The sequence below is a fragment of the Citrobacter sp. EC_71 genome (genome assembly GCF_019584005.1).
GTDB classification, from domain to species: domain Bacteria; phylum Pseudomonadota; class Gammaproteobacteria; order Enterobacterales; family Enterobacteriaceae; genus Citrobacter; species Citrobacter werkmanii.
Map to the genome: position 1 here is coordinate 1 of NZ_VDAY01000005.1, position 26,955 is coordinate 26,955.

23 protein-coding genes, 3 tRNA genes and 1 pseudogene are annotated in these 26,955 nt (G+C 51.3%); 8 read left to right on the forward strand and 19 right to left on the reverse strand.

Annotated elements, in window-relative coordinates:
• The coding region (locus FHD02_RS24355; RefSeq protein WP_039391442.1) for a hypothetical protein at nucleotides 1-92 on the forward strand (92 nt) is incomplete at its 5' end.
• A gap of 14 nt (nucleotides 93-106) precedes the next feature.
• On the opposite strand, the pseudogene FHD02_RS06520 reads toward FHD02_RS24355, so the two are convergent.
• From FHD02_RS06520 to btsT, 4 genes and pseudogenes are all read right to left on the reverse strand, one after another.
• Nucleotides 107-2,020 (reverse strand): annotated as a pseudogene (locus tag FHD02_RS06520) (N-6 DNA methylase); the annotation flags it as partial.
• A 302-nt stretch (nucleotides 2,021-2,322) separates the two neighbouring features.
• A complete protein-coding gene (gene yjiA, locus FHD02_RS06525) occupies nucleotides 2,323-3,279 on the reverse strand; it encodes a GTPase (RefSeq protein ID WP_137371418.1) in 957 nt (318 codons plus the stop codon).
• A 12-nt stretch (nucleotides 3,280-3,291) separates the two neighbouring features.
• Nucleotides 3,292-3,486, reverse strand: a complete 195-nt coding sequence (locus tag FHD02_RS06530; protein WP_003830038.1) for a YbdD/YjiX family protein — start codon at nucleotides 3,484-3,486, stop codon at nucleotides 3,292-3,294.
• Between the two features lie 50 nt (nucleotides 3,487-3,536).
• Nucleotides 3,537-5,687 carry a pyruvate/proton symporter BtsT gene (gene btsT, locus FHD02_RS06535; RefSeq protein ID WP_137361753.1) on the reverse strand — a complete coding sequence of 717 codons (2,151 nt, stop codon included), beginning with the start codon at nucleotides 5,685-5,687 and terminating at the stop codon, nucleotides 3,537-3,539.
• A 365-nt stretch (nucleotides 5,688-6,052) separates the two neighbouring features.
• Between btsT and tsr the strand changes: the two genes are divergently transcribed.
• Entirely contained in the window at nucleotides 6,053-7,714 is a 1,662-nt protein-coding gene (gene tsr, locus FHD02_RS06540) for a methyl-accepting chemotaxis protein (RefSeq protein WP_220393724.1), read from the forward strand.
• A 56-nt stretch (nucleotides 7,715-7,770) separates the two neighbouring features.
• Here the strand turns inward: tsr and FHD02_RS06545 are convergent, their stop codons facing one another.
• From FHD02_RS06545 to FHD02_RS06555, 3 genes are all read right to left on the reverse strand, one after another.
• The gene (locus tag FHD02_RS06545; RefSeq protein ID WP_137361754.1) at nucleotides 7,771-9,156 is read right to left on the reverse strand and encodes an MFS transporter; all 1,386 of its coding nucleotides are present in this window, start codon (nucleotides 9,154-9,156) and stop codon (nucleotides 7,771-7,773) included.
• Nucleotides 9,157-9,286: 130 nt separating this feature from the next.
• The gene (locus tag FHD02_RS06550; RefSeq protein ID WP_137361755.1) at nucleotides 9,287-10,594 is read right to left on the reverse strand and encodes an enolase C-terminal domain-like protein; all 1,308 of its coding nucleotides are present in this window, start codon (nucleotides 10,592-10,594) and stop codon (nucleotides 9,287-9,289) included.
• Nucleotides 10,595-10,741: 147 nt separating this feature from the next.
• Nucleotides 10,742-11,653, reverse strand: coding sequence for a GntR family transcriptional regulator (locus tag FHD02_RS06555; RefSeq protein WP_137371417.1), 912 nt, complete (start codon nucleotides 11,651-11,653; stop codon nucleotides 10,742-10,744).
• Nucleotides 11,654-11,790: 137 nt separating this feature from the next.
• Between FHD02_RS06555 and FHD02_RS06560 the strand changes: the two genes are divergently transcribed.
• Complete coding sequence (locus FHD02_RS06560; protein ID WP_137361757.1) at nucleotides 11,791-12,813, forward strand: zinc-binding alcohol dehydrogenase family protein; 1,023 nt, start codon at nucleotides 11,791-11,793, stop codon at nucleotides 12,811-12,813.
• Between the two features lie 13 nt (nucleotides 12,814-12,826).
• Entirely contained in the window at nucleotides 12,827-14,272 is a 1,446-nt protein-coding gene (locus tag FHD02_RS06565) for a tagaturonate reductase (RefSeq protein WP_137361758.1), read from the forward strand.
• 43 nt (nucleotides 14,273-14,315) lie between these two features.
• Here FHD02_RS06565 and opgB read toward each other — a convergent pair whose 3' ends face one another.
• The 6 genes from opgB to FHD02_RS06595 form a co-directional block, all read right to left on the reverse strand.
• Complete coding sequence (opgB, locus tag FHD02_RS06570) at nucleotides 14,316-16,607, reverse strand: phosphatidylglycerol--membrane-oligosaccharide glycerophosphotransferase (protein WP_137371416.1); 2,292 nt, start codon at nucleotides 16,605-16,607, stop codon at nucleotides 14,316-14,318.
• 230 nt (nucleotides 16,608-16,837) lie between these two features.
• Entirely contained in the window at nucleotides 16,838-17,329 is a 492-nt protein-coding gene (locus FHD02_RS06575) for a DUF2501 domain-containing protein (protein WP_137361760.1), read from the reverse strand.
• 71 nt (nucleotides 17,330-17,400) lie between these two features.
• A complete protein-coding gene (gene dnaC / locus FHD02_RS06580; protein ID WP_038636979.1) occupies nucleotides 17,401-18,138 on the reverse strand; it encodes a DNA replication protein DnaC in 738 nt (245 codons plus the stop codon).
• A 2-nt stretch (nucleotides 18,139-18,140) separates the two neighbouring features.
• Nucleotides 18,141-18,680, reverse strand: a complete 540-nt coding sequence (gene dnaT / locus FHD02_RS06585) for a primosomal protein DnaT (RefSeq protein ID WP_079225556.1) — start codon at nucleotides 18,678-18,680, stop codon at nucleotides 18,141-18,143.
• 121 nt (nucleotides 18,681-18,801) lie between these two features.
• Complete coding sequence (locus FHD02_RS06590; protein WP_038636981.1) at nucleotides 18,802-19,275, reverse strand: threonine/serine exporter; 474 nt, start codon at nucleotides 19,273-19,275, stop codon at nucleotides 18,802-18,804.
• Nucleotides 19,266-20,042 (reverse strand): threonine/serine exporter ThrE family protein, encoded by a 777-nt coding sequence (locus tag FHD02_RS06595; RefSeq protein ID WP_042312543.1) that lies wholly within the window; start codon nucleotides 20,040-20,042, stop codon nucleotides 19,266-19,268. The genes FHD02_RS06590 and FHD02_RS06595 overlap by 10 nt, the downstream gene beginning before the upstream one ends.
• A gap of 451 nt (nucleotides 20,043-20,493) precedes the next feature.
• Between FHD02_RS06595 and FHD02_RS06600 the strand changes: the two genes are divergently transcribed.
• Nucleotides 20,494-21,219: a response regulator transcription factor gene (locus FHD02_RS06600; protein ID WP_137361762.1), complete on the forward strand. Its 726-nt coding sequence runs from the start codon at nucleotides 20,494-20,496 to the stop codon at nucleotides 21,217-21,219.
• Entirely contained in the window at nucleotides 21,180-21,857 is a 678-nt protein-coding gene (gene bglJ, locus FHD02_RS06605) for a DNA-binding transcriptional activator BglJ (protein WP_061382861.1), read from the forward strand. Before FHD02_RS06600 ends, bglJ begins: the two co-directional genes overlap by 40 nt.
• Nucleotides 21,858-21,914: 57 nt before the next feature.
• Here the strand turns inward: bglJ and FHD02_RS06610 are convergent, their stop codons facing one another.
• Nucleotides 21,915-22,373, reverse strand: a complete 459-nt coding sequence (locus tag FHD02_RS06610; protein WP_038636987.1) for a YbaK/EbsC family protein — start codon at nucleotides 22,371-22,373, stop codon at nucleotides 21,915-21,917.
• A gap of 365 nt (nucleotides 22,374-22,738) precedes the next feature.
• Here FHD02_RS06610 and FHD02_RS06615 point away from each other — a divergent pair, with 365 nt between their 5' ends.
• Complete coding sequence (locus FHD02_RS06615) at nucleotides 22,739-24,082, forward strand: PTS sugar transporter subunit IIC (protein WP_032940335.1); 1,344 nt, start codon at nucleotides 22,739-22,741, stop codon at nucleotides 24,080-24,082.
• A gap of 29 nt (nucleotides 24,083-24,111) precedes the next feature.
• Here FHD02_RS06615 and fhuF read toward each other — a convergent pair whose 3' ends face one another.
• Nucleotides 24,112-24,900 carry a siderophore-iron reductase FhuF gene (gene fhuF, locus FHD02_RS06620; RefSeq protein ID WP_137371415.1) on the reverse strand — a complete coding sequence of 263 codons (789 nt, stop codon included), beginning with the start codon at nucleotides 24,898-24,900 and terminating at the stop codon, nucleotides 24,112-24,114.
• Between the two features lie 108 nt (nucleotides 24,901-25,008).
• Nucleotides 25,009-26,085 (reverse strand): GGDEF domain-containing protein, encoded by a 1,077-nt coding sequence (locus FHD02_RS06625; protein ID WP_137371414.1) that lies wholly within the window; start codon nucleotides 26,083-26,085, stop codon nucleotides 25,009-25,011.
• Between the two features lie 252 nt (nucleotides 26,086-26,337).
• Between FHD02_RS06625 and FHD02_RS06630 the strand changes: the two genes are divergently transcribed.
• Nucleotides 26,338-26,574, forward strand: coding sequence for a DUF1435 domain-containing protein (locus FHD02_RS06630; RefSeq protein WP_072277010.1), 237 nt, complete (start codon nucleotides 26,338-26,340; stop codon nucleotides 26,572-26,574).
• Nucleotides 26,575-26,612: 38 nt separating this feature from the next.
• Here the strand turns inward: FHD02_RS06630 and FHD02_RS06635 are convergent.
• From FHD02_RS06635 to FHD02_RS06645, 3 genes are all read right to left on the reverse strand, one after another.
• Nucleotides 26,613-26,698, reverse strand: a tRNA-Leu gene (locus tag FHD02_RS06635).
• A 32-nt stretch (nucleotides 26,699-26,730) separates the two neighbouring features.
• Nucleotides 26,731-26,817: transfer RNA gene (locus FHD02_RS06640), tRNA-Leu, on the reverse strand.
• A gap of 28 nt (nucleotides 26,818-26,845) precedes the next feature.
• Nucleotides 26,846-26,932, reverse strand: a tRNA-Leu gene (locus FHD02_RS06645).
• Nucleotides 26,933-26,955: the final 23 nt, after the last annotated feature.

A 26,955-nucleotide genomic window follows, 5' to 3' on the forward strand; every position in this document is an offset into this window, starting at 1 on the left:
GCTCAATGTGGCAGTTACTGAAAAAGGTCCGCCATTTTATGGAAACCGCCAGCCCATTCCCCGGAGGAAAACATGGCCAGGCAAAAGTGTAGCGGTATTAGGCGCAGCTATTTAGCTTCACGCCAGCGGTTTTAAGCGCGCTTTTTAAGTCCGTCTGGAACTGATTGAAGTCATCGCTGATATGGGAAATACCGCCGGGCTTGTCGCCAAACGCTGCCTGAATATGCCGGGCTTTTTCCATCAACTCACGCTGGGCCAGCCATAGCTTGCTGTCGAGCAGATCTTTGATTTGCTTCTCTTTTAGCTCGGGGAATTCGGCTTTGATAATGGCGCGAGCTTCGGCTTCCAGCGCAGAAAAATCGCCGTAGTTATCCGCATGCCAGTGGACGGCAAACGCGTCAAACAGGCATTCCATCGGGGCGTTGAAGGGTTTCGGTGCAAATAGCAGGGTGGCGATGGCCTCATCGGTAATCTGTGCCGACAGGCGCAACGGGCGCTCAATCGTCAGGCGGCGGTAGCCAAAATCGGTGCTGCTGAAGAGTTTGCTGGCGAAGGTTTTCGGCGTTTCGCTTTTCGCGGTTGCAGACTGACGACCACGACTGGATTTTTGCTCCGGCGCTTTCTCCAGGCCCAGCGCTTCCAGCGTGGTGGTCTCTATCGCCGCAAAATCGCCGAAGGTTTGGGTGATGAGCCGGATATCGTCTTCCCCCATCAGATTACGCTTTGAACCCAGCGACTTGCGCATTTTGCCGCACAGATTGCTACCATCAATGAGTTGGACTTTGCCTTTGCGCTCCGGCGCTTTCTTGTTGGAGAGGATCCACACGTAGGTGGCGATACCGGTGTTGTAGAACATATCGGTTGGCAGGGCGATGATGCCTTCCAGCAGATCGGCTTCGAGGATGTAACGGCGGATTTCGCTTTCGCCGCTGCCTGCGCCGCCGGTAAATAGCGGAGAGCCGTTAAGGATGATGCCGATGCGCCCGCCGCCGCTGTGACTATCGCGCATTTTACTGATCAAATGCAGCAGGAACAGCAACGATCCATCGGAGACGCGCGGCAGGCCGGGACCAAAGCGTCCGTCAAAACCTTTCTGCGCGTGTTCGCTGTTGATCTCGCCTTCGATCTTTTTCCAGTCCACACCAAACGGCGGGTTGGAGAGCATGTAATCGAATTTCTCGGCGGGGAGCTGATCGTTTGAAAGCGTGTTGCCGAGCTTGATGCGGCTGACATCCTGGCCTTTGATAAGCATATCCGCTTTACAGATGGCGTAGGACTCCGGATTTAGCTCCTGACCAAAAGCGCGCATCACCGCATTAGGGTTCAGCTCGTGCAGAAATTCCATCCCGGAGGAGAGAAAGCCGCCAGTGCCCGCCGTTGGGTCGTAGATGGTGCGAATAATACCGTCTTTGGTGAGCGCGTCGTCGTCGCCGATAAACACCAGTGAGGTGGTCAGGCGCACGATATCGCGCGGGGTGAAGTGCTCGCCGGCGGTTTCGTTAGACCCTTCCGCAAAGCGGCGGATTAACTCCTCAAACACCAGCCCCATATCATGGTTTGAAATGTCCTTCGGGCTTAAATCCACCGTTGCAAACTTTTGCACCACCTTATAGAGCAAGTTGGCCTCTTCCAGTTGACCCACAAACTCGTTGAACTTGAAGTGTTCGAAAATCTCCCGGGCATTGGTGGAGAAGGATTGAACGTACTTCTCCAGATTGGCCTTGATACCGTTTTGCCCCATCTTGCTGAGGTCCATCGGCGAGGTGTTAAAGAACGTCAGACCATCAGCGGCACGCAGGAGCATCTTCTCTTGCGCTTCTTCCGGCAAATTAAGTGCTTTAACTTTTTCAGCCTGGGCAAGTACGGCCTTTTTGCTGTCTTCGAGTACGCACTCCAGTCGGCGCAGCAGGGTGAAGGGGAGAATAATGCGGCCATACTGCGATTGTTTAAAATCGCCGCGCAGCAGGTCGGCGACCGACCAAAGAAAAGCGGCCGTCTGGGAGAAATTTCCTGATGTCATAAAAACTGTCCTGGCCTCTGTTAGGAGGCTTATTTTTTCTTCGGGTAGATAGTCTCCTTTTTACCAGAAATTTGTAAGTTGATCATTTATAAAGGTTTTTTATAATCAAGGGTGATCATTTGTTATTAAAGATCATTTTAATGAATGTTTTGAGAGGGGAGAAAAAACAGCATTCCCAGTCTGTAAGAATGCGATAAATGATTGAGGAAAGATGCCGGATGGCGGCTACGCCTTATCCAGCCTACAAGGCGCGGGATTTCCAGGCCCGGCCACATCGCGCCGCCGGGCAAATAAGCAGAGGATTACTTCTTCAATCCCGCAAACGCAGCTCTGATCTCATCTTCCGGCAGGTTAATACCGATAAACACCAGCAGGCTGTGCGGCGTTTCGTCACCCCACGGGCGGTCCCAGTCGGCGCTGTACAGGCGCTGGACGCCCTGGAACAGCAGGCGGTTTGGCTCGCCGTCAATCCACAGCATGCCTTTGTAGCGCAGCAGTTTCTCGGCGGATTCCAGCAGCAGATTTTCCATTACCCGCGACACGTCGCTGATGTTCACCGGGTAATCCAGTTCAACGACGATCGAGGAAATATCGTTTTGCTTGTCGGCGATAAAGTGGAAGCGCGGTTTGGCGCTGACCACGTTCTCTTCCAGCATAAAACCGTTGGTATCGAACAGCAGCGAAAGGTCGATGTCGCCATGCGTGACGGTGTAAATCGGCGCACGGGCGTTAATGCGCGCCAGGCGTTCACGTAGTTTCTCGCTTTCACCTGCAACGTCGGTTTTGGTCAGCAGGATGCGGTCAGCATAGCCTACCTGCGACTGGGCGATGGTGAACTGGTTCATCTGCTCGTCGGCATGCACCGCGTCAACCAGCGCAATTACGCCGTCCAGCAGATAGCGTTCGCAAATCACTTCATGGGAGAAAAAGGTCTGGATAATCGGGCCGGGGTCGGCCATGCCGGTGCACTCGATCACCAGACGGTCAAAACTGATGGTGCCTTTGTCGAGGTTGTCGAGCAGATCTAACAGCGCATCTTCCAGCTCACTGGAGCGGGTACAGCAAATGCAGCCGTTGGTCAGGGTTTTGATCTGCGTGGCGCGGTCGCCAATAAGCTGATCGTCCACCGAGACTTCACCGAATTCGTTTTCGATAACGGCAATCTTGTAACCGTGCTGCTCGTTGAGAATATGGCGTAGCAGGGTGGTTTTACCTGCGCCAAGAAAACCGGTGAGTAGGGTAACTGCAATCGGGGTCATTCACTTCTCCTTCTAACAGCAACTGCTTCCGCCGCTACCGTAGCGGGCTTCCTGGCGCTCGCGGAAGAATTCTTCGTAGGTCATGTACGGCTTATCGGGATGGTTGGTCTTCATGTGCTCGACGTAGTTGTCGTAGTCCGGAATGCCAATCAGCATCTTCGCTGCCTGACCGAGATATTTTTTAGCTTGCCCTAAAGTACCAAACATAAACAATCCTGATAAGCGAAAAGCCCCGCCGGAGCGGGGCTGAATACATCTTAGTGGTGTGAAGAGGTCTTCACGCCGCCTTCCGGCACCGGTACATACGGCGTCTCTTTATCAGAGCGACCGTTGATGGCGCGGGCTTTCTGCCAGGTACGGAACCCGTAGAAAATGATGCTGTACACCACCACCAGGAACAGAATACTCAGACCTGCGTTGGTGTAGTTGTTGATGACGATATGGTTCATGTTGGCAATCTGCTGAGCGGTCAGTTCGCCGCCGTTAGCAATCTTCTCTTTGTACTGATTCGCCATAAAGAAGAAGCCTTCCATCTGCGGGTTGGTGCTGAACAGTTTCAGACCCAGCGCCCAGGTGGTGCAGATAAGCAGCCATACTGCCGGAACCACGGTAACCCAGATGTATTTGGTGCGCTGCATTTTAACCAGCACCACAGTGCCGAGAACCAGCGCCACGGCAGCCAGCATCTGGTTAGAGATACCAAACAGCGGCCACAGGCTCTTCACGCCGCCCAGCGGGTCAACAACGCCTTGATACAGCAGGTAACCCCACAGGCCTACGCAGCCCGCAGTACCGATGATGCCCGCCACCAGTGAGTCGGTTTTCTTCAGGAACGGGACGAAGTTACCCAGTAAATCCTGCAGCATAAAGCGGCCAGAACGGGTACCTGCATCCAGTGCGGTCAGGATGAACAGCGCTTCAAACAGAATACCGAAGTGATACCAGAAGCCCATATCCGCCATCGGCAGCACTTTGTGGAACACGTGAGCGATACCCACGGCCAGCGTCGGTGCGCCACCTGCGCGGTTCAGAACGGACGGTTCACCGATGTCTTTCGCGGTCTGCAGGATCTGCTCAGGCGAAATCACGAAGCCCCAGGAGCTGACGGTCGCTGCCGCATGTGCGGTAACATCTTTCAGCTGCGCCATAATCAGCGGTGCGTTTTCGCCGCTCATTTCATGCAGGTTCGGCATGGTGATGCCAAGGCCCGCAGGCGGGGTGTTCATCGCGAAGTACAGACCCGGTTCGATGATAGACGCAGCAACCAGCGCCATAATCGCCACGAAGGATTCCATCAGCATCGCGCCGTAACCGATAAAGCGCGCATCGGTTTCACAAGCCAGCAGCTTCGGCGTGGTACCGGAAGCAATCAACGCGTGGAAGCCAGATACCGCACCACAGGCGATGGTAATAAACAGGAACGGGAACAGAGCGCCTTTCCACAGCGGGCCAGTACCATCAACGTACTGCGTCATCGCCGGCATTTTCAGTTCCGGATTGAGGATAACAATCCCCACCGCCAGACCGACGATAACGCCGATTTTCAGGAAGGTCGCCAGATAGTCGCGCGGGGCGAGGATCAGCCATACCGGCAGCAGCGCAGAGATAAACGCGTAACCAATCAGGGTAAAGGTAATGGTGGTGTCTTTAAAGGTCAGCGCCGGACCCCAGTACGGGTCGTGCGCAATCACGCCGCCGAAGTAGATGGAAGCCACCAGCAGCACAATACCAATTACCGACACTTCACCCACACGTCCTGGGCGCAGGAATCGCATGTAGATCCCCATGAATAGCGCAATCGGTACGGTTGAGCAGACGGTGAACACACCCCATGGGCTTTCCGCCAGCGCTTTCACCACGATCAGCGCCAGTACCGCCAGGATGATGATCATGATTAAGAAGCAGCCGAACAGAGCAATGGTTCCCGGGATTGGGCCCATCTCTTCTTTGATCATCTCGCCGAGAGATGCGCCGTTACGGCGGGAAGAGATAAACAGCACCATGAAGTCCTGTACCGCACCGGCCAGTACCACGCCTGCCAGCAGCCATAACGTTCCGGGCAGGTAGCCCATCTGCGCGGCCAATACCGGTCCAACCAGCGGACCTGCACCTGCGATAGCGGCAAAGTGGTGGCCAAACAATACGTTACGGTTGGTTGGAACGTAGTTCAGACCGTCATTGTTGATGACCGCTGGCGTAGCACGCGTTGGGTCAAGTTTCATCACCTTTTGGGCGATGTACAGGCTGTAGTAACGATAGGCCACCAGATAAACAGAAACTGAGGCGACCACGATCCACAGGGCACTAATGTGTTCACCCCGACGTAATGCCACTACCGAGAGGCAGAATGCACCGATGATTCCGAGAATCACCCAGGGTATGTGCTTGAATATCTTTTTCGTATCCATAGTAAAACCTGGTATCTAATTAATAATTGGCCGAAGCCGCGTGGGTTTGATCTTGTGTTTGAGGAGGTTATTTGACTGCTATGTTGGGGGGATCTTGCCAGAGAATTACGCGCGTAAAGTAAGGTAAATAAGTGAGCGGTTGTATGTCAGCTTAAGCGGTCCCAAGTGTCAGTGAGCGGTTCACAGTACCGATGAGTGAAGGTAATTATGTGATTGAGATCACTAATAATCCCATTGAGATCCTTAACGGGCTGCGTGGATCGACGAATCTTCGATGATGAGATCGATTCAGTTAGCACGAATTCCATAAAGTTTTCCCTTTCCAGGCCGAAAATTCTGACATCTGTCTAGCGGAAAGAGAAAACATGTTAAAACGAATGAAGATTGTTACCAGCTTACTGCTGGTATTGGCGCTATTTGGCCTTTTACAGCTCGCCTCAGGCGGCTTGTTTTTTAACTCACTGAAGAATGACAAAGAGAACTTTACCGTTCTGCAAACCATTCGCCAGCAGCAGTCTGCGCTGAACGCTACCTGGGTTGAACTGCTGCAAACGCGTAATACCCTGAACCGGGCGGGTATTCGCTACATGATGGATCAGAGCAACATCGGCAGCGGCGCGACCGTTGCAGAACTGATGCAGGTGGCGAGTAATGCCCTGAAGCTGACCGAAAAAAACTGGGCGATTTACGAGTCGCTCCCGCGCGATCCGCGTCAAAGCGAAGCCGCGTTCCAGGAGATCAACCGCACCTATGACATCTATCACGGTGCGCTGGCGGAGCTGATCCAGTTACTGGGTGAAGGCAAGATCAACGCGTTTTTCGATCAACCGACGCAGAGCTATCAGGACGGTTTTGAGAAGCAGTACATGAGTTACATGCAGCAGAACGATCGCCTGTATGACATCGCGGTTGAGGACAATAACGCTTCCTATAGCCAGACAATGTGGGTGCTGGCATGTGTACTGATTACCGTGCTGGCCGCTATCGTTGCGGTTTGGTTTGGTATCAAACTGACGCTGATCTCTCCGATGAACCGCCTGATTGAAAGCATTCGTCATATCGCCAGTGGTGATTTGGTGAAGCGTATTGAGGTGGAAGGATCCAACGAGATTGGACAGCTGGCGGAAAGCCTGCGCCACATGCAGGGTGAACTGATGAACACCGTGGGTGACGTGCGTAACGGTGCCAACGCGATTTACAGCGGCGCCAGCGAGATTGCGATGGGCAACAACGATCTCTCCTCGCGTACCGAGCAGCAGGCGGCTTCTCTGGAAGAAACGGCGGCCAGCATGGAACAGCTGACGGCGACCGTGAAGCAGAACGCCGAAAACGCGCGTCAGGCCAGCCATCTGGCGCTGAGCGCTTCGGAAACCGCGCAGAAAGGCGGTAAAGTGGTTGATAACGTGGTGCAAACCATGCGCGACATCGCTTCCAGTTCGCAGAAAATCGCCGATATTATTAGCGTTATCGACGGGATTGCCTTCCAGACCAACATTCTGGCGCTCAACGCCGCAGTAGAAGCCGCGCGTGCGGGCGAGCAGGGGCGTGGTTTTGCGGTGGTTGCGGGTGAGGTTCGTAACCTGGCCCAGCGAAGTGCGCAGGCCGCGCGCGAGATCAAGAGCCTGATTGAAGACTCGGTCAGCCGTGTGGATGTGGGTTCAACGCTGGTGGAAAGCGCCGGTGAAACCATGGATGAGATCGTCAATGCGGTAACCCGCGTGACCGATATCATGGGTGAAATTGCCTCCGCCTCTGATGAGCAGAGCCGCGGCATCGACCAGGTGGGCCTGGCCGTTGCAGAGATGGATCGCGTGACGCAGCAGAATGCTTCGCTGGTGGAAGAATCCGCCGCCGCCGCTGCGGCGCTGGAAGAGCAGGCCAGCCGCCTGACCCAGGCCGTTGCCGTGTTCCGTATTCAGCATGACCAACAGCGCGCGCGCGACGTTGCCGCCGCAAAACCGGTTTCAACGGTCCAGCCGCGTAAAGCTGCGGTAACCGATGCCGGGGATAACTGGGAAACGTTCTAAATGATTGCGCCCTCAATTTGAGGGCGCTTTTTATGAGATGAATAACAGTATGTGTATCAGTCTATGGAAGCGGATGTTGCCGTCGTTGTAGAGTCAGAGGAGCCCTTAGCGTGGCTCTTTTCTGGCGCAGGGCTGTCCAAATCACGACGTATACCAATGCGGAATATCCCGGCAAGCATAATGGCGCCGATAATCGCAATGCCGCCCAGCAGGTAAAGCCCAGCAATATTCGAATCAAACGCATTCTCAGCCCATACTCGAATGTTAGGGGCCACGAATCCGCCAAGATTGCCTAGAGAGTTAATGAGCGCTATACCCGATGCTGCCGCAGCACCACTGAGATAGCTGGTTGGGAAAGTCCAGTATATAGGCTGGACGGCCAGCAAGCCTGCGCAGCCAACGCAAAGTGCGATGAAGGCCCAGAACGGCGAACCTGCAAGCATGCCAGATAATGCAACGCCAAGACCACCGAAGAGCAGTGTAATCGTACTTATCCAGCGGCGTTCTTTCAGCTTTGTGGAAAGATGTGGGATATACCACGCGGCAAAAAGTGCACATAACCACGGGATACCGGATAAAACTCCAACGACGAAGCCAACGCCTTGCCCTGATAATGCAGCGACTTGGGACGGTAGGAAGAAAGCAATACCGTAAGAACCAACCTGAATGGTGAAGCAGATCAGACACAGATACAGCACTCTGGGATCGCACAGTGCTTTCAGGATCCCCTGCGGGCCATGGCTTGCTTTTGTGTGCTCTTCTTTTTCCATAATGACGCTAAGCGCCTGTTTCTCATGCACGGTCAGGAATGTGCAGCGTTTATCTGATGGCTTATCATCAAGATAGAAAAATGCGACAACCCCAACAAGTGCGGCGAGTAATCCTTCAACCAAAAACATTAATTGCCAGTTATGTAATCCCCATAAATCATGGATAGTTAATAATCCACCGGATACCGGTCCTCCGAGAATAAATGCGATCGGCGGCCCAAACCAGAAATAACCTGCCACTTTTGCCCTGATATTAAGCGGGAACCAAAACGTCAGATATAACATTACACCGGGCATAAATCCTGCTTCAGAGGCTCCGAGAAGAAAACGCAAGATAATAAATGTTTTCTCATCATGGGCAAACATCATTGCAGCAGAAATAAGCCCCCATGTTACCATGATGCGGGAAAGCCATAAACGTGCACCCACTTTATATAAGAATATATTGCTGGGAACTTCAAATAGTGCATAACCTATAAAAAAGACCCCGGCGCCCAAAGCATATGCTGCATTACTCAGCCCGGTATCAATCTGGAATGCCTCTTTTGCAAAACCAATGTTGGCGCGATCCAGATAAGCCATGACATACATGAGTGCCAAAAAGGGTAAAAGCCGTATAATTGACTTTTTAACTGCCGAATTGACAATCTTTTCATTATCACTATGACTCATAAATATGCTTCCAATCAAATGGTGGAAAGCTACTGTTATCTCTCATCATAAAAACGATGAAAGAGAGTAGGAAATATTATGCAAGAACTTTTAAACAGGTATTTTATGACATACCTGTTTAGTATGTATGTTAACTCAACCATTCCTGGCCATCAGGCCATGAATAACGTGTTAGTGTATCTGGTTTCATCTTTACACCATAGCCAGGTTGCAGCAGTGGATAATATCGTCCACGTTTTATCACCAGCGGCTCTTCGAAATTCTCGTGTAAGTGATCAACATATTCTAAAACTCTGTTTTTCAGTGATGCTGATACGGCGATATAGTCAAATAAAACAATATTCAATGAATACTGACACAGACCGACGCCTCCGCCATGGGGGCATACCGGTATGCCAAACTTCGCCGCCATTAATACGACTGCGAGTACTTCGTTTAAACCGCCCAAACGGGCAGGGTCTAACTGGCAAAAATCCATTGCGCCTGACTGGAAGAATTGTTTAAACATTACCCGGTTATGGGCATGTTCACCGGTGGCAATGCCAATGTCGCCAATTCGTGCTTTTATTGCCGCGTGACCGAGAATGTCGTCAGGGCTGGTAGGCTCTTCGATCCATAGCGGATCAAATTTAGCGAGTTTGCGCATCGCCGTAATGGCTTCATCAACGCCCCATATTTGGTTGGCATCCATCATCAGTTTGCGTTCCCAACCCAGCTCTTCACGCAGGATAGTCGCCCGGCGAATGTCCTGCTCGAGATCTGCACCGACTTTTTGCTTCAGATGAGTCCAGCCGTCAGCCACGGCCTGGCGGGCAAGCTGACGCATTTTTTCTTCTGAATACCCAAGCCAGCCTGCGGCCGTTGTGTAACCAGGGAATCCCGTTTCCAACATTTCTCTTTCACGCTGTGCTTTACCTGTTTCAACTCTACGCAATAATGTGATGGCTTCTTCTGGCGTCAGAACATCCTTGATGTAGGTAAAGTCAATGCAGCGAACCAGCTCTTCCGGTGACATGTCAACCAGCATTTTCCATACGGTTTTATTTTGCGAACGCGCCCAGAGATCCCACAATGCGTTAATAATTGCCGCGGTGGCCAGATGGATAACACCTTTTTCTGGGCCAACCCAGCGTAACTGGCAATCACCAGAAACAAGTTCATGCCAGAATTGGCCGAAGTTATCCGTAATGTCTTCCAGAGAACGGCCAATAACAAATAGTTCAGCTAAAGATTTTACTGCGCTTACACACAAATCGTTGCCGCGACCAATAGTAAAAGTCAGACCATACCCTTTTAAATTTTCTGTGTGGTCGGTAATTAATGTGACATAAGTCGCGGAATAGTCGGATATTGCATTCATTGCATCAGAACCATCTAGGTTCCTGGAAGTAGGGAAACGGATATCTTTAACGATTATATCCTTGATTGTAATAGCCATGTTGACTCCTATTGTGATGTTCTTTTGCTAATAAAATAGAAAGATTTGTTTAGCAGACACCCCGAGTGTAAGAGGGAGTAAATTACTCAATATGAGTTGATAATAATATTGTGGGGTATTTTGCAATTTTGTGTTTTTAATCTGCTTTTAATTTTTTCGATTGTTTTGCTGGATAGAGCGCAGCATTGACTGTTTTGCCGTTTCAAGATGGTTCCGAAGTGCGAGGATCGCATCCAGATCGCTGCGGCAAATTAGCGCGCTGAGGATGGTCATATGCTCATCGATGGCAATGATATTGCGCTGTTTAAGATCGCTTTCATCCCACTGATAGTGGAAGTGGAAAATCACAGAGATGATTTCAAGTGATTGATTAAAAAATATATTATCAGCAGCGGAGAGCAGTAAAGCATGAAACTCACGGTCTAACTGCGAGAACATACGAAAGCTGCTGCCGATGCTGTCGCGCAGGATGCGATGGCGCTCCAACAGCATTTTTGCCTGCAGCCAGCGCGGGTCATCATCGGGCAGATTGAGGAAATGCTGCAAAGAATGGGTTTCCAGCATTTCTCTGAGTTCAAACAGCTGTTCCGCATAGGCCTGATCGAACTGCTTCATGCTCCACTGACCGCGTTTTTCGTTTTTAATCAGGTTGTAACGTTCGAATTTTAAAAGATATTCGCGCACAACTACCGGACTGACGCCTGCGGCTCTGGCAAGCTGCAGTTCGGAGAAACTCTCGCCTGCGCGCAGTTGGCGCTGGTTGATCATGGTGAAAAAAGCCTGCTCGAAGATCCGGTTTTGCTCGGTCATGGAGGCGGTGGTGCAGGCAAAACCGTCGTCATGGTCAGGTTTACGCACGATGACATAGTGGCTGCCGACCTGCGTTAGTACGCCGCATTCGCCTAAGTGGCTCAGCATATGGCGCACGGTGGTGCGGCTGATGTTGTACATCTCCGCCAGCGCGCTTTGCGACGGAAGTGGGGAAGGGATATGACCCCGCGCCATATCATCGATTATTTGGTTAATCACATTGTGGCGTAAGTTCTGTGAACGGCTCATGGCGTCTCCTTTTTGGCTATTAAAACCCGATTTAAAACATTTTTATGCGCTGAAATTCACAGATTACGTTTCCGCTTTCTTCGGTTTTTTTTATTTTCGTTGATATCTGAGGTAACAAAAAACAGGAGAGCAGAATCATGTCTACGATGAATACGTTGATTTGCCAGGAACCTAAAAAATTAGTCTGGAAAGAGCGTGAAATACCTATTCCAGGTGAGGGCGAAGCATTAATAAAAATTAAGTCGGTGGGTATTTGTGGCACCGATATTCATGCCTGGGGGGGCAATCAGCCTTTTTTCAGCTATCCACGTGTATTAGGCCATGAAATATGTGGGGAAATTGTCGGGTTGGGCAAAAATATACAAAATCTGAAAAATGGCCAGCAGGTGGCGGTTATTCCTTACGTGGCCTGTCAGCAGTGTCCGGCGTGCCTGAGCGGGCGCACCAACTGTTGTGAGAATATTTCAGTGATTGGCGTGCACCAGGATGGCGGCTTTAGCGAATACTTGTCCGTGCCGGTGACCAACCTGCTGGATGCGCAGGGCATTGACCCGCAGGCGGCGGCGTTGATTGAGCCTTATGCCATCAGCGCACATGCGGTACGTCGGGCGGCGGTAGCGCCGGGTGAGCAGGTGCTGGTGGTCGGTGCCGGTCCGATTGGTCTGGGCGCGGCGGCGATTGCCAAAGCCGATGGCGCACAGGTGGTGGTGGCGGATACCAGCCCCGCGCGTCGGGAGCATGTGGCTTCCCGACTGGGTCTTCCGGTTATCGATCCATCCGCTGAGGATTTTGATGCGCAATTGCGCGCTCAGTTTGGCGGCTCGTTGGCGCAAAAGGTCATTGATGCTACGGGGAATCAGCATGCGATGAACAACACAGTGAATTTGATTCGCCATGGCGGCAGCATCGTTTTCGTTGGGCTGTTCAAAGGCGATTTACAGTTCTCCGATCCTGAGTTCCATAAAAAAGAAACCACCATGATGGGCAGTCGCAACGCGACCCCGGAAGATTTCGCCAAGGTGGGGCGCCTGATGTCGGCAGGCAAACTGACCGCCGACATGATGCTCACGCACCGTTACGCGTTTGCCCAGCTTGCAGAGATCTACGAGCGGGACGTGATTAACAACCGGGAACTGATTAAAGGCGTGATCACGTTCTGAGAGGATAAGAGTGATGAAAACATTGAATCGACGTGATTTTCCGGGGGCCAGCTACCCTACGCGCGTGATCCAGTTTGGTGAAGGTAATTTTCTGCGGGCGTTTGTTGACTGGCAACTGGATATCCTTAATGAGAAAACGGATCTCAATGCTGGCGTGACCATTGTTCGCCCGATTAATACCGATTTTCCGCCGTCGCTCAACGCTCAGGATGGGTTATATACCACGCTTATTCGTGGGTTGAACGAGCAGGGCGAGGCGGTAAGCGAGGCGCGGCTGATTCGTTCGGTGAATAACGAAATCAACCCGTATAAGGATTTCGCCGAATATCTGGCGTTAGCGCACAATGCGGATATCCGCTTTGTGTTTTCGAACACCACTGAAGCCGGGATTAGCTATCACGCGGGGGACAGTGTGGATGATGCCCCGCCGGTGAGTTTTCCGGCCAAACTGACGCGACTGCTGCTGGAGCGCTTTAACCATTTTGCGGGGGCGGTGGATAAGGGCTGGGTGATTATCCCGTGCGAGCTAATCGACTATAACGGTGAGTCGCTCAAAACGCTGGTGCTGCGGTATGCGCAGGAGTGGCACCTTCCTCCGGCGTTTGCCGACTGGGTGGAAACGGCGAACACCTTCTGTTCCACGCTGGTCGACCGCATTGTTACTGGCTACCCGCGTGAAGAAGCCGCCGCGCTGGAAGCTACGCTTGGCTATCACGATGCGTTTCTCGATACCGCGGAACACTTTTATCTGTTCGTGATCCAGGGACCGGCATGGTTGGCCGAAGAGTTAAAACTGGCGCAATGCCCGCTGAATATCCGGGTGGTGAGCGATATCAAGCCGTACAAGGAACGTAAGGTCGCGATTCTAAACGGCGCGCATACGGCGCTGGTGCCGGTTGCCTGGCTGTGCGGGCTGGAGACCGTTGGCGAAGCGATGCAGGATGCTGATGTCCGCCATTATGTTGAGCGAGCGATTGGTGAAGAAATCATTCCAGTATTGGATCTCGATGCCGATGAACTGCGCGAATTTGCCGGTGCGGTGAGCGGGCGTTTTCAGAACCCCTACATTCGCCATCAGTTACTTTCCATCGCGCTTAACGGCATGACCAAATTCCGCACCCGTATATTGCCGCAGCTGCTGGCGGGCCAGCAAAATGGATGTTGGCCTGTACGCTTAACCTTTGCTCTGGCCGCGCTGTTGGCGTTTTATCGCGGCGAACGGACCGGGGAAAGCTATCCATTGCAGGACGACGAGCAGTGGATAAATCTGTATGCCAGCCTGTGGCCGCGAGTCGGCAATGACCTGACGCTGCGTGAATTGGTGGATACCGTGCTCGGCGATGCCGCGCACTGGGGGGAAGATCTGACGTTGCTGCCAGGCCTTGCAGAGCAGGTGACAGCCAACCTGGAAATGATTCTGGTGCAGGGAATGCGTCAGGCGGTGAACAGTCTGGAATAAGGTTGCCATGCAGCGCCCGGAGTTGTGTTGGGCGCTGTTTTTTTTACCCCTGAGCTGCCACCACTTTGATTTCAACCATCCCGATCCCCAGCTTACGCGGCGAGTGGCCGAGAATATTACCCTCGTTGGTAGCGACCGGATCGGGTGGGATAATCACCAGCGTATCGGCATCCGCCGGATTATCAAAATGTAAGGTAGTGGTGCTGATATCATGGCTTAGCACCAGCGTCTGTTCCTCATTGCCAACGCGTACGGGGATTGGGCGATTGGCGTTATTGCCATAGGCTTTGGCAGTGATGACCAGATCGAATTTTTTCGGCAATGGCGCTTTGTATTCGATTTTTACCTCTTCACTGAGCTGCGCATTGGACCAGCGTCCCCACGATTCAGGGCGTGAAATACCGCTAAATTGTTTCACCCCTTCCGGCGCGCCCGCCACGTTAAAGACGAAGCTGTCTGCCTTGTAGCGAATATCGTTATCGACAATTTTCAGCGTATCGACGTTGCCTTTGTAGCGCTCCATGTCGATCACCGTGTCTTTAAAGACGGTTTTGCTTTTCCATTTGGCTTTGTCAACGTGCTGCACGATTTGTTGCCCGCCCAGTTGCCCCTGCGAGACGCACCAGTCGGTGGAAAGCGCCAACTCCGGTGCCCACAGCTGCGCCATTTTGTAGCAGCGATCGATCCAGACAAAGTTATCGCGCGGCGCGAAATCTGCCAACTGGAAGCGCAGCGGGGCCGAGTATTCGCTTTCTGGTAGTGGTTCGACGCGTTTATCCGATACGCGCAGCAGCAGTGGCAGGCGGAAATGACTGCCGGAGAACGCGATCATATTTTTGTCCTGGTCGACGGTGAACTCTTTCATCTCTTTGGGGAAATTCCACAGGCGGATGATGTCGGGTTTCCACGCCAGCATTTTTTCTTTGATGTTGAGGAACACTTCCGACACGGATTCGCCCGACAAACTGCTGCGGCCAAGGCCGATAAAGTTATCGCCGCCCAGGATATCCAGCACCGTTGCGCCGTTATCCATCGTGTTACGTTTCACCGCCAGTGTTTCCTGTTGTGGCTGGTCGCCGCGCAGCACGAAGAACAGGTTGTTGCGATCCTGCTTGTTCAGATACTTCCATGCGGTGTTGTTCATCGCCAGATGATCGGAAGAAACCACGATCACGGTATCTTTAAACCACGGGGATGCTTTGATTTTATTGATAAATTCAGCGATGTTTTCCTGGCTGCAACTCACCGCGCTGAAGGACTGATTGGCCTTACCGTCGATGTCATAACGTTTGCGGTTACAGCTACGTGAGATAAATCCATCCGGATGATGGGTATCCACGGTTAGGGTAAACAGCGAAAAACGTTGTCCTGAACGCGATAGCTCTTCAAATTTTTTCCAGGCTTCGTCCAGCACGGTGTCATCGTAAAAACCCCAGTCGTTACGATATGCGGGATCCGCCACCACGCTTTTTAACTCTTCTGCGCCGTACAGATGATCAAACCCGTGAGATTTCAGGAACACATCCTTCCCGGCAAAGCGCAGGTTGGCTCCCTGCACAAAGTAGTTTTGGTAGCCGGAGTTTTTCAGGATGTCGCCGAGACAGATATTGTTGGGGAAAAAGCTGGAAACCGATGCCGAGGCATTGCCTTCAAATGGCGCAAACAGCGGGATGCCACATTGTGAAGCGACCATACCAGCGATGGTGTAATCCGTCCCCGGTAGCTGCATGGTGTTGCTGAAATCCATGCCTTCGTTTTTCAACGCGCCGAGTTCCGGGGTCAGATCCGGGAACGCATCGTTGTTAAAGTAGGTGCGTTCGAGGCTTTCGCCGTAGATATAAACCAGGTTCAGCTTCGGATGAGAGATGGTTCTCGACGGCTCTTTATAATAGGTCAGGAAATCCGGATCGCCATCGCGCGACTGAGATTTCACCAGTTCAGTTATCTGGTGAAACGCCGGGCTGGCGTCAACGGAGGCCAGCGCCAGCAGCAGGGCCAGCAGGCTGTAACCCACGTGATGCGGGTGATGGCGACGGCGGCGAAGGATCCAGCCGAGGGCGACGAAGACGGTCGTCAGCGCCAGCGCAATTCCGACGCCAGGCAGAATATATTTCCCGATACCCGCGCCGGTCAGGCTGTTGGTCAGAGTGTAAAGCACTGCGTCGTTGATTCCGTCGCCGGTGAAATAGTCACTGGCATACAGTGTGATATTCAAGACGATAAAAATCCCCAGCACCGTTAACGTGGCGGCAAACCACCAGGTATTGCGACCCGCTTTCCAGGCGTAAATCAGCACTGAAGCGAGAAACAGAGTGATGGAGATTAATTCTGACACGATCGATCCTCAGTAAACCGGGCACATGCCTGGCAGGCTAATCATTCGGTGAGAGAACAATGTAATAGCGTTGTTATATTGCTGCAATTGTAGTGACATTAAATTACGTTGTTATTCAGAATTGGTTTAGATATGCGCGTTTTTTTGCGGGTAATTACGGCTTTCGTGATGGCGGTATGTATCGGCAGGAATGGGGGATGCCGCGCAGGGGACGCGCGGCATTTAATGCCTCAGGAAATGAAGTTCATGCCCTGTTTTAACACCAGATCGCAGGCCTTGGTTTTTACCTGCTTCGCCAGCGAGCTATTACCAATCGTGTTCAGGTCCAGCTGTTGGCCATCTTTGGCATTGAGCAGGCCCTGAATGCCGTCCATGTAGTTGGTATCTTGTTTCTGCTCTGGAGCACTGAGGCCGAGTTTATCCAGCACCTGGTTTTTGACGTTTTGCGTGTCGGTAACCGAGGCCAGTTTCTGTTTGGCGCAATATTCCAGGATCCCGGCGGCGTTATTCATGCTGCTTGAGGTCAGTGACTGATTGCTGCCATTCAGCAGGCTGGTCAGGGAAGAGAGCGACGAGCTGCCCTGCGAGCCGGTGCTTTGTTTGCTCAGTTCGCTGGCCGCGCTGGAGAGCGAATCCTGCCAGGAGGCAGCAAAAACGCTGGTGGAGATGAGCGTGCTGGCGGCAAGCGCACAGCACAGCAGACGTTTGGTTGTTTTCATCATTATATGCAACTCGTGTTATGCCTTTTCAGCGCAGTATAGCGCTGGCTGCTTTAGGAGTGGTCCTAATACGTTTAATACTCTTTGCCTGTTACCCGGCTACGGTAGCTGTCCCAGTTAAAAATCACCCACAGGCTGTTGCCAAGGCGCATACGGTCCATCACGCGCTCTCCCAGCAGTTTGTTCATTTCATCCATATTGCTGTTGGTTAACATGCCGGTTGGGCGTTTTGAGGACGATCGGCGATCGACGATCTGATTGATGATCACTTTTTCATAGCGCGATTCGGTCTGCATGCCGATCTCATCGATCACCAGCAGATCCACATTGCTAAGATCGTTGAGCAACTGTTCTTCGCTGGTTTCACGGTTACTAAAGGTTTCTTTCATCGCCGACATGATATCAGCCACGGTGATGATCAGTACCGACTTACCGCGGAGCAGCAGTTCGTTGCAGATGGCTGCCGCCAGATGATTTTTGCCGGTGCCGGGTTTGCCCGAGAAAATAAAGCTGGCGATGTTGCCGTCAAACTCATCAACGTACTGGCGGGCTTTGCTCAGGGCGTTCATCTGACCTTCGCATTCCACCCGATAGTTATCGAATGAACAGTTTTGGTGCAGCGGACGGATACCGGAGCGGTTAAATGTGCGCTGCATTTTCATGGCCCGGTTTTCGCGGGCCAGCGCTGCGGCACGAATTTCACCTTGCTCTTTTTGCCATGCCAGTAGCTCTTCGCCCGTTTTAAAGGCAGGCTCGACATTGGGCGGCATCATTTTTTGCAGACGTTTCATCAGATCGCCAACGTTTTTCATCGTTATCCTCTAAAACCTGGTGGAATATGGCTGTCAGGTTCGCTGACACTGTTCACATCGCGCTTTGGCATTCCGCCATTGCTGGCCCGGCCAATCTGGATGCTACGCGCCAGTTTTTGCTGCCACTGAATATGGTGAAAGACTTTGCCTTCGGCCTGCCAGTAGGCGACGAATGAGGCCAGTTCCTCGGCGGTGACCGGTTCTCTTAACGCCACGCCCCACAGAGCGGCCTGGCGCTGAAAGTCGGCATCGGGCTGCCAGTCAGCGTACATCGCAAATTTCCCCATTGGCACGGCAACGGGCGCAGCTTGCGGCTCTTCATAAAATTGCGCATCCAATGTCACATCACTTCCTGGACGTGACAGCTTCTCTTCAAGCTCCAACAACTGAGCCAGTCGCGCAGGCGTCAGCGCGTAAAAGGCTGGCGCATTGTTGGCGAATACCGCTACGGCGCCACCCGCAGACTTTGCCAGTACTGCGTGATGATCGTGTAGTAAGGCGTCAATGCTGATGACGTCCGGCGTCAAAATTTTGCAGGGCATAATGTTTCTCAAAACTGAACAACAACTGAGAAGGGACTGCTTTTATAGTAACACAGAGAACCAGGAGAGCAGCAGATGAGGGGGAGATTCCCCCTCTGCGATGTGCTTAGAAATTACCGCGCTAGACGCGCGGGCGTTTGCGATACAGCCATAAGCCTGGTACGGATAAGCCGATAGAGAGCGCACCGACAATTGATGAGGCTTTCAGGAAATTGGTTAACAGGGTGATCATCAGCGCTTCGCTATAGCCGAAATGGCCGATTTTTACCGCGGAGATCATGGCGGTGTAGGCTGAGATCCCAGGAAACATGGGGATCACAGCCGCGACGGTGAAGACCTTAGGATGCGCCAGATACCAGCGCGACCACTGGATCCCAATGCAGCCAATCAGCAGCGACGCCATAAAGGTTGACCATTCAATATTAAATCCTGCGCTCATCATCACCATTCGTGAACCGTGGCCCAGCGCACCGAGTAACGCACACCAGGGAAGCGCGCGATGCGGGACGTTAAACACCATGGCAAAGCCCAGAGCCGGAATCGCCGACAGGATCATGTCCTGTATTAGCGCCAGAATGAAATCGATCACGCCCATCCGCGTAGCCCCCATAAGGTCATCGACATAACCACCCCAATGCAGGTCGCCAACGTTAGCAGGCTGGCAATGGCCCAGCGAGCCAGCCCGGTATTAATATGCCCCTTAAACATATCCGCGACAGAGTTGATCAACGGAAAACCCGGAACCAGCAGCAGCACGCTGGCCGCCATGGCGATGGTTGGGGTGTGATTAAAGGTCGGCAGCGTCAGCAACAGGCCGGATATCGTGGTTGCCACAAAGGCGGTGATACAAAAGTTGATTTGCGGGTGCAAATGCCGGGACGCCAGGACCTGGCGGATATACATTGCTACCATGCTGGCGAAAAAGGTGATCACTGCGCCATCCCATCCGCCGTTATTAAGTTTACAAAAGCAGGCGCAGGACAAACCAACCATCAATGCGACCAGCCATCTTGGATAGCGTAGCGGCTTAATCTGGCTAAAGCGCTTCTCAACGCCTTTTATATCCAGCAGCTTGTGTTCCGCTAAAATAACGATGTGCTGCACTTCCGTCACGACGTGCATGTTAATGCCGCGATCATGATTTTTTCGGGTCGACGTCAGGCATTGCCCATCTTTAATGGTGGTCAGGACAATCGCGTTGGAGGAGATGGCGCTTTCTACGCTATCCATGCCAAGCGCCAGGCCGAGGCGAGTGGATAGCTCGTCAACCAGCGCGCTTTCTGCACCATGCTGGAGTAAAAAAAGCCCACATTGTATACATAACCGTGTAACCGTTCGCTGTGACGACTGCTCTGTTTGCATGGCTCGCTCTGACTGAAAAGGATCTCATTGAAGGGTGAATGCTTTCTTTTTATCATGAAGCACGAGCCCGTTGGCTCTGGCAAGATCAATCTTTGCGTTGAAAAAAGACGCAGGTCGCAGCCGCTTACATGCCTTACCTGCTTATCAATAAAGATAGCGCTACATGAAAAGGTCGTGTTATTTATAAGGATGGCAAATACGTAAGCAATGCTAATGTTCTATTGTAGTTCTTTTAATTGTACATAGAATGTATTTGTGCGTAATTTTGTAATAACGGTTCAATAGTTTGACGCTATTGGAATTATAGCGCCATCACTTTAATATTTTAATAAAATCCAAGGATAAACAATTCACCTCGTCTATTGTTTAAGGTTTTCTGTTAATTAATATATTTAATTTATCAGGAAGCTTTTAATAAGTGCGAATACGGACTGGTGAATGTGGAGGGGATATGTTGCCAGGACGCTGCAAAAACGCAATTATTATTAGTAAATTACCGATCGTACAAACTGGGCTTAAAGGTGTAATGCAAGGACAGTTCGCTGATTGCGAATTGACTTACTGTCGTTCCGTTGAAGAACTGACATTATTGCAGTTGCGGTGTGCTGATTTGGTGATTGCTGATTTATCCGCAGACTGCAATCATCCTCGCCCAGTCTGCGAACAATATTATTCTTTATTATCTCAATATCGTGATATTCATTGGGTATTTCTTGTATCTCGTGTTTTTTACCCTCTCGCCATCGAACTGCTGATGTGCCCGATCAGTTCGCTGTTATCCGATGCAGAACCGATTGAAAGTTTAGTGAATGTCATTCACGCGGGAAATACCCGAGCAGAGAGAATTAGCAAGTCGCTGCTCTCTCCGCCCGTAATGCCAGAGTTGGCTGACCATAGCGTCCGCTCAATTGCACTTACCCTCTCGGAGAGGAAAGTGCTGAGACTCCTGGGAAAAGGTTGGGGAATTAACCAGATTGCGTCGTTGCTTAAGAAAAGTAATAAAACAATCAGCGCCCAAAAGAACAGCGCCATGCGTCGCTTATCAATACACAGCAATGCAGAAATGTACGCATGGATAAACAGTTCTCAAGGATCGCGAGAACTGAATTTACCTTCAGTATATGGAGAGACCACGGAATGGAAAGCAGAAGCATTAAAAGAAACGTCGCACTTATAGAAAAATGTGCGATGAGTAGCGTGGGCATTGAGAGTTTATTTAATACCATGCCGGGTGACCAATACGCACTTCATCTCTTTTCGAATCAGCTTGCTTTTAGTCAGGCGATGTTAAAGATGTCATTTTCGGCAGTTATTTTTTCTCTTTCTGCTATCAGGACCGATCGCAGAGCAGGGCTCGCCTATCTGACGGAACTGGCGATAAATTTCCCTCGCATCAGGCGTATAGTTATTGCCGATGACGATGCTGAGGCGCGTTTAATTGGCTCTCTGTCACCATTGCCATTGGATGGGGTTGTTAGCAAAGCTTCTTCGTTAACTGTGTTGCAGGACGCGTTATTTACGGCATTGAATTGCCCTACCCAGGTAACCGAAAGCGCGAAAAACCATTGGTTTATCAATCAAAGCCGTGTGCTTAGCCCTACAGAACGAGAAATTCTGCGTTTTATGTCGAATGGCTATTCGATGCCGCAGATTGCCGTTCAGCTTGAGCGGAATATTAAAACCATTCGGGCGCATAAATTTAACGTAATGTCCAAGCTGGGCGTGAGCTCAGATGTTGGGTTACTGGATGCCGCCGATATCCTGCTGTATCTGCGCGCAGGTGAACCGACACCTTTTCTACAAGCGGCGTCGTAACGGTCAACGTAGACCTATTTTGTGTCGGTTTCAGTCACCGGGCTGGGGCGTGAAACATCATTGGCACACATCAACCCAGGTGGCTGAAGTTAGCTCAGCCATTCGTTCCGGTGTGATACGAACCGCGCTGTGAATGGCTCCTGCCGCAGGCAGCACTTCAGCATAGTGCTTCAGAGAGACATCGCAATAAACCGAGATCGGTGTTTCCAGCCCGAAAGGACAAACGCCGCCAACGGGATGACCCGTCGCGTTCACTACCTCATCACTACTCAGCATACGGGCTTTGGCACCGAACGTGCTCTTTAGCTTTTTATTATCCAGCCGGGCATCGCCTTTGGCGACAACCAGGATGATGTCGTTCTTCACCTTTAGCGAAAGTGTTTTCGCGATCTGACCGGGTTCGACATTATGGGCTTTAGCTGCCAGTTCAACAGTTGCCGTGCTCTGGTCTAATTCGATGATCTCAATATCTGGGGCATGCTGCGCCAAAAATTGGCGTACTGATTGCAAACTCATTCTTCTCTCCATGGTGCCTACAGGCAGCTCCGCACAGCAGAAAACCGCATGGCGTAATTTGTCATAGGGCTCACCTCACTGTAAATATTTTATTGTAACAACATGGCAACATTGGCAGTTTTTCGATCGTCTTCACAATCAAAGAAACCGGTTACAGTAACCGGTTGCAGATTGTTGAAATGACGATTAATACTGAAGTTGTCACTTCCTCTGTATCACATAATAAGAGCCATCTATGAAACTTAACTCAAAATGCAGTTGCGCTGGTGCTCTTCCCGGCACGGTTGCGAAAAAGTGTAATGGGCTTTACGTGGTGGTGTTGATGACTGCATGGCTGTAGGGTTTTGCGCAACGGGAGAGCGGCTATGTCTACTAACCATGCTGTGTTTAATGTGATTTTCCGCTTTGTTGAAAACTACGTCAGTCCTGTCGCCGGGCGTATCTCTTCGCAACGTCACGTGATGGCAATTCGTGATGGTTTTATTTCGGCTATGCCATTTATGATCGTAGGATCATTTCTGTTGGTTTTTGCCTACCCGCCATTTTCTCCTGATACAACATGGGGATTTGCCCGCGCATGGCTGGACATGGCAAAACAGTTTGAAGGCCAAATCCTCACTCCGTTTGATATGACGATGGGGATCATGTCGGTCTACATATGTGCGGCTATCGCTTATAACCTGGGGAAGCACTATGTGAAGTCGCATCAATTAGATCCGTTTATGTGCGCGATGTTGTCCATTATGGCTTTTTTGCTGATTGCTGCGCCGAAAACCAAAGGCGCGATGCCCGTTGATAGCCTGGGTGGGACGGGGATTTTCACCGCTATCCTGGTGGCGATTTACTGTGTTGAAATGATGCGTTTCCTGAAGGCGCACAACATCGGTATCCGTTTACCCGATCAGGTGCCGCCAATGATCAAAAACTCCTTCGATCTGCTGATCCCGGTGCTGGTGGTGGTGCTAACTCTGTACCCTTTGAGTCTGGTTATACAGTCGCAGTTTGACATGCTAATCCCGCAGGCCATTATGGCCATCTTTAAACCACTGGTATCCGCCGCTGATTCTCTCCCGGCGATACTACTGGCCGTGCTGATTGGTCATCTACTGTGGTTTGCTGGGATCCATGGTGCGGCGATTGTATCGGGGATGCTGCAAATGTTCTGGCTAACCAATCTCGGAATGAACCAGTCGGCGCTGGCACAGGGCGCGCCTTTGCCCCATATCTTTATGGAAGCATTCTGGACGTTTTTCATCGTGGTTGGTGGGTCCGGCGCGACGATGGGGCTGGTGATTTGCTATCTGCGCAGCCGTTCGGCTCATTTACGCTCGATTGGGCGTTTGAGCGTGGTCCCCAGCATTTTCAATATTAACGAACCGGTGATTTTCGGTACGCCGATTGTTATGAACCCGGTGTTCTTTATCCCGTTCCTGTTGGCCCCGATGGTGAATGCGGTGCTGGCATGGGCGGCGATGAAGCTGGATTTAATTGGTCGGGTGATTTCCGTCGTTCCCTGGACGGCCCCGGCTCCGGTTGGCGCGGCATGGGCGTTAGGCTGGGATTATCGTGCAGCCATCCTGGTTGTCCTGCTGGCATTGGTGTCGGCGATCATCTATTTCCCATTCTTTAAGGTTTATGAAAAGCAGCTTCTGGCACAGGAAAAAGAAGAAGCACAGCGTATAGAAGAGGAAAATCAGCAGGTTGCATAATTTGTTGGCGAGGGGCTACGGTTCCTCGCTTATTTCAGCGTACAGTCACCGCATTGCTGAACGTCAGGCAGGCGATAGCGCTGGCAGCAGGTTCTGCGAACTAACAGTCCCTCGCGTGGAACAACGGTACGCCACAGGGGGTTATCCTGGCCGCAGGAGAGTTGTTTCTCAAAAAAGCAGGTCTGGCGCAGCGTGTTCAACAGTTCTTCACCTAACAACGGCTTCATTTCCGTTAAGTACCAGTGAATTAAGTATCCCGTATTACTCCAGATAAGCTTTGCGTTGATCTCGCCTGTCGCTTCCAGCGCCTGCACAACCGGCGTCAGCGCCGTGAGAATCAGCGTTTCCATACGTTGTTGAGGAGACAGGGCCGTGGTCTGGTGATCCTGATGCACATCGATCCAGAAGCAGGCTGCACGGCCCGTTTCGTGGAATTCTACGTGCATGTGTTCAGGAGAGACATCGATAGCCTCTTTTTGCGTCAGCAGAGCTACCATGAGCGGAGGCATCATCAGGCCGATATACCACTGGGCCCAGAGAGAAATCAGCGGTTTATTTTCGCGTGTCAGCGTAGGTTGGTTGCGATAGATATGGTCTGAATAAACGGCCAACAGCGAACTGAGCGTCGCCGGTTGCGTCCATTCATGTAGTGTCATCGCACCTGGAACGGGGGTTTCGTCAAGACGAATGAAGTCCAGTAGGTGCTCACGGGTCTTGGCTATCGTTTCGCGTACAGCAGCAGCCAGCGAGGGCATCTTTGCTGGGAGGTGGCTACGCCAGATGACATCTTCAACTATCGGTGCGGAACGATAAGCCATGGCAATATAAGGATGTTAATCTAAATGATAATGATTGCTAATCCTATAGTTGACAATGAACGATGGCAAGATCTTTGTCACGATGCTGGGTGCCACCGCACAGATAGCTCAGAGTGAAGGGCGGTTTACCCACAGCTCATCGCTGACCAGCGTGTTGTTACGCCCAAGGTTTTTCGCCTCGTATAGGGCTTTATCCGCTCTGGCGATAGCGGCCTCAATATCCTGTTCTACCAGAGGCGCAATGCCAATACTGACGGTCACGTTGGTTGCCACGCTTTCGTTAAACATGTGGGGTATTTTAAGGTCGTACACTTTCTGACGAATACGCTCGGCGGCAGCCTGTGCCTGCTGCGGATCGATCGCGGTCAGCAAAACCATGAATTCTTCGCCGCCGAATCGCGCCACCACATCCCGGGAGCGTACGGAATCACGAATGGCCGCTGAGACGCGGATCAGCGCCTGGTCACCCATCATATGCCCGTAATGATCGTTATAGGCTTTGAAGTGGTCGATATCCAATAACAACACGTAGTGCTTCGAGTTGCTCAGCGCCAACAGTGTATCGAGTCTGTGTTGCAACCCCCGGCGGTTATATAAACCAGTAAGCGGATCAAGCATGCTGAGTCCGCTGAGCGTTTCTCGTTCCTCCAGCAGTTTGTACATCAACTGCTGGGCGAAACCATCGTAGCGCTTTTGAATCACATGCTGGATGGCGATCCCGGCCATCGGTAACGCCATAAAATAGAAAATTCGTAAACCGTGCTCGTTGCCGCTAAGCCATAAACAGACGGCGACGGAAGGCAATGAGTGAAGCGTAAACGCGATGATATTATTGGCAAAAGCAATAGATCCAATAAACAGTACACTGAGCAGTGCGATTAACAGAAAATAATAGTCATTATGACCGAGCGTGGAATATTTCTGAAAAATATGGAACGCCCATAACAAGCCAAAAATTATTGAAATAAAAGGGAGATTAATTTTTTTATCCGTATATTTCCCATGCCATATAAGCAGCAGCGTGCTGGTGATCAGTATCAGCAGAGCCGGTACTGATACGGCTTTGACGGCAAAAAGTGGGAAAAAAAGCGTAAACAGCGCGGAGACTGCGTTGAGAAGCAGAAACAAACGCAACGAGAGTTGATATTTTTTAGTGCGCAGAGTTCGCCAGGATTGTACTGTCATAGGTAAATATTGTTAGTTATCTGTAATATACGAAGATGTGTTGGTAAATAAAACAAATAACGAACGGGGCATCATTCGCTGAGGTCTTTATTTTTAGTTGAAGCGTTAATCGGCGAGCAATTTATCACCTTAGGTTATTCATGTCATCAATCGTTAAGTAAAACTCATATAATTGATAGTGCCTCCCAGCTGACAAATGAGAAAATATATCATATGATATTGGTTATCATTATCAATGTCGTAGGTGGAACCATGTTGCAACGTACGCTGGGCAGTGGATGGGGAGTTCTGTTGCCGGGGATGCTCATTGCCGGGATGGCATTTACCGATCTGTCAGTCTATGTATGGAAGGTAATGATTGTATTAGGATTACTACTGACTTCGCTCATGCTATATCACAAGCGCTTACGGCATTTTGTTCTGTTACCTTCATGCGCGGCGTTGATCGGCGGCATTGTGCTGGTAATGATGAACTGGAATCAGGGATAGGCGAAACAGGGAAGAAAGCGAGAGGGAAATAAGATAATTGGTGCGAGGGGGGGGACTCGAACCCCCACATCCTAAGGACACTAACACCTGAAGCTAGCGCGTCTACCAATTCCGCCACCTTCGCACAGTCATCTTATTTTTTTGATATCGCCTCGTTGGTGCGAGGGGGGGGACTTGAACCCCCACGTCCGAAAGGACACTAACACCTGAAGCTAGCGCGTCTACCAATTCCGCCACCTTCGCCCAGTGCGAGCAATATCAACGTGGATTATGGTGCGAGGGGGGGGACTTGAACCCCCACGTCCGAAAGGACACTAACACCTGAAGCTAGCGCGTCTACCAATTCCGCCACCTTCGCATACCATCGACACTCAAAAAGTA

Excerpts from the sequence above, each read along its gene's own strand:
- FHD02_RS06565 (WP_137361758.1), top strand. The coding sequence starts at position 12,827 with ATGAAAACATTGAATCGACGTGATTTTCCGGGGGCCAGCTACCCTACG.
- dnaT (WP_079225556.1), bottom strand. The coding sequence starts at position 18,680 with ATGCCCTGCAAAATTTTGACGCCGGACGTCATCAGCATTGACGCCTTA.
- FHD02_RS06615 (WP_032940335.1), top strand. The coding sequence starts at position 22,739 with ATGTCTACTAACCATGCTGTGTTTAATGTGATTTTCCGCTTTGTTGAA.
- FHD02_RS06530 (WP_003830038.1), bottom strand. The coding sequence starts at position 3,486 with ATGTTTGGTACTTTAGGGCAAGCTAAAAAATATCTCGGTCAGGCAGCG.
- FHD02_RS06595 (WP_042312543.1), bottom strand. The coding sequence starts at position 20,042 with ATGCAAACAGAGCAGTCGTCACAGCGAACGGTTACACGGTTATGTATA.
- tsr (WP_220393724.1), top strand. The coding sequence starts at position 6,053 with ATGTTAAAACGAATGAAGATTGTTACCAGCTTACTGCTGGTATTGGCG.
- fhuF (WP_137371415.1), bottom strand. The coding sequence starts at position 24,900 with ATGGCTTATCGTTCCGCACCGATAGTTGAAGATGTCATCTGGCGTAGC.
- FHD02_RS06590 (WP_038636981.1), bottom strand. The coding sequence starts at position 19,275 with ATGGGCGTGATCGATTTCATTCTGGCGCTAATACAGGACATGATCCTG.
- bglJ (WP_061382861.1), top strand. The coding sequence starts at position 21,180 with ATGGAAAGCAGAAGCATTAAAAGAAACGTCGCACTTATAGAAAAATGT.
- FHD02_RS06545 (WP_137361754.1), bottom strand. The coding sequence starts at position 9,156 with ATGAGTCATAGTGATAATGAAAAGATTGTCAATTCGGCAGTTAAAAAG.
- FHD02_RS06625 (WP_137371414.1), bottom strand. The coding sequence starts at position 26,085 with ATGACAGTACAATCCTGGCGAACTCTGCGCACTAAAAAATATCAACTC.
- FHD02_RS06575 (WP_137361760.1), bottom strand. The coding sequence starts at position 17,329 with ATGATGAAAACAACCAAACGTCTGCTGTGCTGTGCGCTTGCCGCCAGC.
- FHD02_RS06555 (WP_137371417.1), bottom strand. The coding sequence starts at position 11,653 with ATGAGCCGTTCACAGAACTTACGCCACAATGTGATTAACCAAATAATC.
- yjiA (WP_137371418.1), bottom strand. The coding sequence starts at position 3,279 with ATGACCCCGATTGCAGTTACCCTACTCACCGGTTTTCTTGGCGCAGGT.
- FHD02_RS06610 (WP_038636987.1), bottom strand. The coding sequence starts at position 22,373 with ATGAGTTTGCAATCAGTACGCCAATTTTTGGCGCAGCATGCCCCAGAT.
- FHD02_RS06550 (WP_137361755.1), bottom strand. The coding sequence starts at position 10,594 with ATGGCTATTACAATCAAGGATATAATCGTTAAAGATATCCGTTTCCCT.
- FHD02_RS06630 (WP_072277010.1), top strand. The coding sequence starts at position 26,338 with ATGTTGCAACGTACGCTGGGCAGTGGATGGGGAGTTCTGTTGCCGGGG.
- dnaC (WP_038636979.1), bottom strand. The coding sequence starts at position 18,138 with ATGAAAAACGTTGGCGATCTGATGAAACGTCTGCAAAAAATGATGCCG.
- btsT (WP_137361753.1), bottom strand. The coding sequence starts at position 5,687 with ATGGATACGAAAAAGATATTCAAGCACATACCCTGGGTGATTCTCGGA.
- FHD02_RS06600 (WP_137361762.1), top strand. The coding sequence starts at position 20,494 with ATGTTGCCAGGACGCTGCAAAAACGCAATTATTATTAGTAAATTACCG.
- FHD02_RS06560 (WP_137361757.1), top strand. The coding sequence starts at position 11,791 with ATGTCTACGATGAATACGTTGATTTGCCAGGAACCTAAAAAATTAGTC.